This is a genomic window from uncultured Succinivibrio sp., assembly GCF_902756765.1.
Classification (GTDB): domain Bacteria; phylum Pseudomonadota; class Gammaproteobacteria; order Enterobacterales; family Succinivibrionaceae; genus Succinivibrio.
Genome location: NZ_CACVSS010000027.1, coordinates 21,607 through 28,583, shown reverse-complemented (window position 1 = coordinate 28,583; position 6,977 = coordinate 21,607). Strand labels below are relative to the sequence as shown.

Below are 6,977 nucleotides of genomic sequence, written 5' to 3'. Positions count from 1 at the left end.
AATTTTAGGATCCAATATAAATGTACATGACAACTGATCAGATACGTGATGCGTATTTGAAATTCTTTGAAGAGCACGGACATACAATTGTTCGTTCTAGTTCACTTGTTCCATACAATGATCCTACCTTGCTATTCACCAACGCAGGTATGAATCAGTTCAAGGATATTTATCTGGGTAAAGAAAAGCGCGATTACGTACGTGCTACAACCGCTCAGAAATGCGTTCGTGCAGGCGGAAAACAGAATGATTTAGACAATGTTGGCTATACCGCCCGTCACCACACCTTTTTCGAAATGCTAGGTAACTTCAGTTTTGGCGATTACTTTAAGAAGGAAGCTATTACCTTTGCATGGACTTTGTTAACCGAAGTATACAAACTGCCAAAAGAGTCATTAATGGTAACAGTATACGACAAGGATGACGAAGCATATAACATCTGGAAGGATATTGTTGGTATTCCAGAGAACAAGATTGTTCGTATAGGCGATAACAAGGGCGGTCTATATGAGTCAGACAATTTCTGGCAGATGGGCGATACCGGTCCATGCGGTCCTTGTTCAGAAATTTTCTATGATCACGGTGAAGATGTTCAGGGAGGCCCTCCAGGCTCACCAGATGAAGATGGCGACAGATTTATTGAGATCTGGAACATCGTGTTCATGCAGTACAACCGTAAGATTGACGGCACCTTTGAAAAGCTTGCAAAGCCAATGATTGATAACGGTCTGGGCCTGGAACGTATAGCTGCCGTACTGCAGGGAGTTCACTCAAACTATGAAATCGATTTGTTTGTAGAACTTGAGAAAACCGCTGCATCTATCCTAGGTGTAAAAGATTTAACAGATAAATCTCTAAGAGTAATTGCTGACCACATTCGTTCATGTTCATTCCTGATTGCAGATGGCGTGCTCCCTTCAAATGAAGGTCGTGGCTACGTTTTACGTCGTATTATCCGCAGAGCAGTTCGTCATGGTCGTCTTTTAGGTGCTAAGGATGTATTCTTCTACAAGCTGGTTTCAAAGCTGGTTGAGTTAATGGGTAAGGCCTATCCTGAACTTGTCTCTCAGCAGGCTTTAATTGAGCGTACTCTTAAGAAGGAAGAAGAGCAGTTCCTAAATACTCTTGACCGTGGTCTGGCTCTTTTAGAGAACGAGCTGACAAAACTCGGTGACAGCAAGACTGTTCCTGGTGATGTTGCCTTCAAGCTGTACGACACCTACGGTTTCCCTGCAGATCTGACCAATGATGTGGTAAGAGATCGTGGTTATACTGTTGATATGGAAGGTTTTGACAAGTGCATGGCAGAACAGAAGGCCAGAGCCAAGTCTGCATCAACATTCGGTATTGACTACAACAAAGAGCTGAAGATCACAGAGAATACTGTATTCACAGGTTATGACGGTCTAGAATCAGAAGCTAAGATTACTCATATCTTTAAGGATGGAACAGAAGTTGATTCTATTTCAACTGATGAGAATGCTGTGATTGTACTGGATAAGACTCCATTCTACGGTGAGATGGGTGGTCAGGTTGGTGATAAGGGTATTATTACTATCGGTGAAAATGCTCGTTTCATTGTTGAAGACACCAAGCATGTAGCTAAGGCTACTATTCATATTGGTCGTGTTGATATCGGTCAGTTTGACAAGAATGCATCTGTTCTTGCTCAGGTTGATGCAATCAATCGTGCTGACATTGCCCGTCATCATTCAGCAACTCATCTTCTGGATTCTGCATTAAGAGCAGTAATTGGTGATAGTGTTGCTCAGAAGGGTTCATATGTTGCAAACGATCGTCTTCGTTTTGACTATTCACACTCAAAGCCTTTGACTATGGCAGAACGCAAGGCAGTTGCTGATCTTGTTAACGAACAGATTCAGGCAAATCTTCCTGTAAAGACTGAGTGCATGGATTTGGATTCAGCTAAGAAGTCTGGTGCTATTGCTTTGTTTGATGAAAAATACGAAGAGAATGTTCGTGTAGTTTCAATGGGTAATTTCTCAAAGGAACTGTGCGGTGGAACCCATACAGCAATGACAGGTGACCTTGGTGCCTTTGTTCTGCTGTCAGATGAATCTATTGCATCTGGAATCCGTCGTATTGAGGCTCTTGTAGGTAAGTCCGCAGTTGAATATCTGGATGAGGTATTTGCAGAGGTTGGTGCTGCCAGAGCTTTACTGAAGGTCGGAGGTAGTTCAAATATTGCTGATAAGGCCGAGCAGGTGCTTGATCATGCTAAGTCTCTAGAGAAAGAGAACGAGCTGCTAAAAGAGAAAATTGTTGCCTTAGAGAGTGCTTCTCTTGTTGAGAAGGCCCATGATGTAAATGGCGTACCTGTAATCTGTTCAAAGATTGAAAACTATGGTGCAAAGGAATTAAGAGTTGCCATCGACAATCTAAAGTGCAGACTTCAGTCCTACATTATTGTTTTAGGTTCTGTAGCTGAGGATGATAAGGTAAGCCTGATTGCAGCGGTTTCAAAAGATCTTGTTTCTAAGCTTAAAGCAGGTGATTTGATCAAGGAAGTTGCTGCCTACGTAGGCGGAAAGGGCGGTGGTCGTCCTGATATGGCTCAGGCCGGTGGTACTAATCCAGAAGGTCTTGATAAGGCTTTAGCTTCAGTTGAAAAAATTGTTTCAGAAAGAGTCTAGTCTTATATGTTAGTAATATCACAAAAAGAAGGGGAAAAGCTCGTGCTGAGTAGTGGTATTACTATTAGTATTCTTGAAGTAAAATCTGGAAAGGTTCGTCTTGGAATTGAAGCTCCTAAGGATGTTGAAATCAGACGAGTTCCACAAAAAGAAAATACTTCAGATAAAAGCCATAAATAAGCCACTTAACTAATATCAATGCCTTGAGCCGTAAAAAAACTCTTGACATTGATAGTTAAAAATCAGATACTATGTCTCGCTTAATTTCAGCGGATAGATTTCAGCGGATAGATGACCGAGAGGCTGAAGGTACTCCCCTGCTAAGGGAGCATACGACTATAAAGGTTGTATCGAGGGTTCGAATCCCTCTCTATCCGCCACTCAGATGAGATTGAAAAAGATTTTATTTTTTTCTTGCAAATTCGAAATCTGGTGATATAATTTTGCGACGTAAGTAACACTTTTGGTTGCACTTGTAGCTCAGCTGGATAGAGTAATCGGCTACGAACCGATCGGTCAGGGGTTCGAATCCCTTCAAGTGCGCCACTCCAAAAGTAAACTTATCTCAAGCACGCACTTGTAGCTCAGCTGGATAGAGTAATCGGCTACGAACCGATCGGTCAGGGGTTCGAATCCCTTCAAGTGCGCCACTTCTTCTTTCTCATTTTCCAAATTTATTTTCCAACTGTTTTTAATTTTGCCTTAAAATATTCGAGCAGTAGAAGAACAATCTATTAGCTAATTTTCGATTTTAACTGGATTCGTAATGGCAAAGAATAACTCTCAGGATGAACTTTCCGCTTATAAGGAACCTCCTAAAAATTTAGAGGCAGAGCACAATTTTCTTGGTTCTCTTATTCTTGATGGCTCTTTACTGGAAAAAGTTCGAGAAACTGTTGGTATGTTAGAGGTTTCTGAATTTTCCAGTTCAAAAAATCAGGTTGTATACGAGGAAATTCTTTCAAGAGCTGCCACATCTGATGACTTTAATGTTACCGTACTCTGTGCAGAATTAGAGCGAAAGGGCAGATTGTCTGATGCTGGCGGTATGGTATATATTGCCGGACTTACAGAGCTTACCGGACCAAGCGCTGCTGTCAGTGAATATGCAAAAATTATCCGTGATACTTCAAGACGACGCCGTCTGATTAAGGTTTCAGAACACATTGAAAAGATCTGCTACAGTCCTAACGGTCTTACTGTTGATGAAATCTATGATGAGGCTCAGGGCCTGATCTTTAAACTTGCTGAATCAAATACTGCTGTTGATGAAGGTCCTGTACCAATGACAACAGTGGCCTATAACCTTATCAAGAAGATCCGTGACGATGTTGATCAGGGCAGAAAGATGAACGGTGTCGCATCCGGATTTACAGATCTGGATGAGATTACACAGGGCTTTAGACCTGGTACCTTTAACATTATTGCTGCTCGTCCTGGTGTTGGTAAAACCTCTTTTGCAATGAATATTGTTTCCAACATTGCAATGAATGTTGATGAGCACAGACCTGCTCTGGTGTTTTCTTTAGAAATGCCTGCAAATGAAATTGCAATGCGTCTGATTTCTTCATTCGGAAGAGTTCCTGGAAAAGATCTTGCTGCAGGCAGAGTAAGTCCTGAGCAGTGGAAAGATATTATTCGTAAGGTAAAATTGCTTACCGAATCAGATGGAAACGGTAATGACCGTGTAAAATTATATATTGATGATGGTTCTGATCTGACTCCTCTGGAATTACGTTCTCGAGCAAGAAAGATTGCTGCAGAGAATGGCGGTTTATCTTGTATTATGATTGACTATATTCAGTTGATGAGAAGTCAGTCAAAGCACGACAACCGTTCACAGGAAGTTGGTGAAATCTCAAGATCATTAAAACAGCTGTCAAAAGAGCTTGAGGTTCCTATTTTTGCTCTAGCTCAGCTGAATCGTGATGTTGAAGCTAGAAAGGACCACCGTCCAATGAACTCTGATTTACGTGAATCAGGCTCTCTTGAGCAGGATGCCGATATGATTATGTTTATCGACAGAGATGTAAATCGTGGTGAAAACAGTGATGATTCCAAAGCTACTCTGATCATCGGTAAAAACAGAAGTGGTGCGACTGCGGATATTGAACTGCAGTTCCAAGGCGCATATACAACCTTCTATGATAAAGCTAACTATATTGCAACTGATGATGAAGTTCCTCTACCAGAGGATGATTATTATCAGAGACAGTAAGTGTCTATAAGGAATAACAAACATGGAAAGCGTAACTGCTTTAATTGATAAGCAGGCATTGATACACAATATAAAAGTAATCAAGAATAAGGCAAAAGATTCAAAAGTAATAGCTGTTATTAAGGCTAATGCATATGGACACGGTGCTATCGCTGTAGCAAATGCCTTAAAGGATAAAGTTGAAGGCTTTGCTGTTGCAAGAATTGGCGAGGCTATGGATTTACGTCGCGACGGCATCAAGAATCCTATTTTTCTGCTGGAAGGTTTTTATAATGATGATGATCTTCCTTTTATATCTAAATATGATTTGTACACTGCTGTAAATACAATGGAGCAGGTAGAGGCCATCGAGAGAGTTCCTTTTTCAAAGCCTATACATGTCTGGGTCCAGGTTGATATTGGTATGCATCGTTTAGGCTCAAACGATAAAGCTACAATTGCCAAGATAAAGTCCCGTCTTGAAAAGTGCGACAAGGTTATAAAACCTTTAGGTCTTCTCTCTCACCTGTCTGTTGCGGATACTCCTGCTGAGGTTGAATACAACAAGACTCAGATTTCTAATTTCTTTGAATTTGCAAAGGATATGCAGGGAGATCTATGTCTTACTAACTCTGCTGGCATCTTTGACTGGGAAAATTCCCATACACAGTGGATTCGTCCAGGAATTGTTATGTATGGAATCTCTCCTTTTGAAGACAGAACCGGTGAAGATCTGGGACTTAAGCCTGTTATGACCTTAAAGAGCAATCTTATTGCCATAAATAAGGTAAAAAAAGGTGATAAGATTGGTTATGGCGCCTATTACGTAGCAGATAAGGATACCTCGATCGGTATTGTTTCATGCGGCTATGGCGATGGTTACCCTCGTACTGCTCCAAATGGCACTCCTGTTCTTATCAATGGAAGATATGTAAAGACCGCCGGTCATGTATGCATGGATATGCTGTTTGTTGATCTTGGTGAAAACTGTACTGATAAAGTCGGTGATGAGGTTATTCTTTGGGGAAAGGGATTACCAGTAGAGAAAATCTCTGCACTTTGCAATACCATCCCTTATGAGCTGATTTGCCATGTTATGCCAAGAGTGGATTTTGTTTTTGGCTAGAGTTTAAGCCATGCCGGTTAGGCATGGCAATATGACTGGATTAGCCTTTTTTTACAAATCTCATTGATAGATCTAATGCTCTTACATTCTTGGTTAGAGCTCCCACAGAAATGTAATCAACGCCGGTTGAGGCAAATCTGCCGATGGTATCAATATTAACATTTCCTGAAATCTCAAGTAATGCCTGATGATTTGTCTGTTTTACCGCCTGAATCATTGAATCATACTCAAAATTATCCAGCATGATGATATCAGCCTTTGCGTCAAGAGCCTGCTGAAGTTCGTCAAGATTCTCTACTTCAACCTCAACCTTAAGTTCTGGATGAGCGGCACGGGCTCTTTCAATTGCCTTTGCAATACCGCCAGAGGCCATAATGTGGTTCTCTTTGATAAGGTACATGTCAAAAAGGCCAATGCGATGATTTTTTCCACCACCGCAGGTCACTGCATATTTTAGAGCTGTTCTCAGACAAGGCAGAGTTTTTCTGGTGTCCAGAAGACTGCAGTTGGTTCCTTCCATCTGCTTAACAAATTTAGATACCTGAGTTGCTACTCCAGAAAGAGTCTGCACGAAATTTAAGGCGGTACGCTCAGCGGTAAGCATTGTTCTTGAGTTGCCCTTTAAATGGAAAAGCTGTTCACCTGGCTCAATGGTATCTCCATCTTTAACAAACCACTGAATTTCAACTTTGTTGCCAAGCTGTCTGTAAACTTCTTCAACCCATGCCTTTCCACAGAAGATACCTGCCTCTCGTGTAATAACGGTGGCTTCATCGGTTTCATTCTCGTCAATAAGCTGAGAAGTTACATCCAAAGAAGGATCAAGAACTCCTCCCAGGTCCTCTGTTAGAGCCATTTTAACGGTGGCTACAATATCATCTTGAAGCATATTAAATCCCTAGTTATAAATTTTTTCTAGTAATAATAACACATTCTTTGTTTATGGGACTTTCAGCCATTTGCATGAGGGGAAATTTTGCGCCAAAAAAATACATGAAAA

The 6,977-nt window shown here is 41.2% G+C and carries 5 protein-coding genes and 3 tRNA genes; 7 read left to right on the top strand and 1 reads right to left on the bottom strand.

What is annotated here, in order from left to right:
• Window positions 1-20 precede the first annotated feature (20 nt).
• The 7 genes from alaS to alr all read left to right on the top strand — a co-directional run bounded on the left by alaS (window position 21) and on the right by alr (window position 5,977).
• Entirely contained in the window at window positions 21-2,654 is a 2,634-nt protein-coding gene (alaS, locus tag QZU45_RS05650) for an alanine--tRNA ligase (RefSeq protein WP_295352695.1), read from the top strand.
• 6 nt (window positions 2,655-2,660) lie between these two features.
• Complete coding sequence (locus tag QZU45_RS05645; protein ID WP_074841227.1) at window positions 2,661-2,834, top strand: carbon storage regulator; 174 nt, start codon at window positions 2,661-2,663, stop codon at window positions 2,832-2,834.
• Between the two features lie 105 nt (window positions 2,835-2,939).
• Window positions 2,940-3,034: transfer RNA gene (locus QZU45_RS05640), tRNA-Ser, on the top strand.
• A gap of 89 nt (window positions 3,035-3,123) precedes the next feature.
• Window positions 3,124-3,200: transfer RNA gene (locus QZU45_RS05635), tRNA-Arg, on the top strand.
• Between the two features lie 27 nt (window positions 3,201-3,227).
• Window positions 3,228-3,304: transfer RNA gene (locus QZU45_RS05630), tRNA-Arg, on the top strand.
• 116 nt (window positions 3,305-3,420) lie between these two features.
• On the top strand, window positions 3,421-4,872 hold the full coding sequence (gene dnaB / locus QZU45_RS05625) for a replicative DNA helicase (RefSeq protein WP_295352694.1): 1,452 nt from the start codon (window positions 3,421-3,423) through the stop codon (window positions 4,870-4,872).
• Window positions 4,873-4,894: 22 nt separating this feature from the next.
• Window positions 4,895-5,977 carry an alanine racemase gene (gene alr, locus QZU45_RS05620; RefSeq protein ID WP_295352693.1) on the top strand — a complete coding sequence of 361 codons (1,083 nt, stop codon included), beginning with the start codon at window positions 4,895-4,897 and terminating at the stop codon, window positions 5,975-5,977.
• 40 nt (window positions 5,978-6,017) lie between these two features.
• Here alr and nadC read toward each other — a convergent pair whose 3' ends face one another.
• On the bottom strand, window positions 6,018-6,866 hold the full coding sequence (nadC, locus tag QZU45_RS05615) for a carboxylating nicotinate-nucleotide diphosphorylase (protein WP_295352692.1): 849 nt from the start codon (window positions 6,864-6,866) through the stop codon (window positions 6,018-6,020).
• Window positions 6,867-6,977: the final 111 nt, after the last annotated feature.

Coding starts and splice junctions, on each gene's coding strand:
- nadC (WP_295352692.1), bottom strand. CDS start 6,866: ATGCTTCAAGATGATATTGTAGCCACCGTTAAAATGGCTCTAACAGAG.
- alr (WP_295352693.1), top strand. CDS start 4,895: ATGGAAAGCGTAACTGCTTTAATTGATAAGCAGGCATTGATACACAAT.
- dnaB (WP_295352694.1), top strand. CDS start 3,421: ATGGCAAAGAATAACTCTCAGGATGAACTTTCCGCTTATAAGGAACCT.
- QZU45_RS05645 (WP_074841227.1), top strand. CDS start 2,661: ATGTTAGTAATATCACAAAAAGAAGGGGAAAAGCTCGTGCTGAGTAGT.
- alaS (WP_295352695.1), top strand. CDS start 21: ATGTACATGACAACTGATCAGATACGTGATGCGTATTTGAAATTCTTT.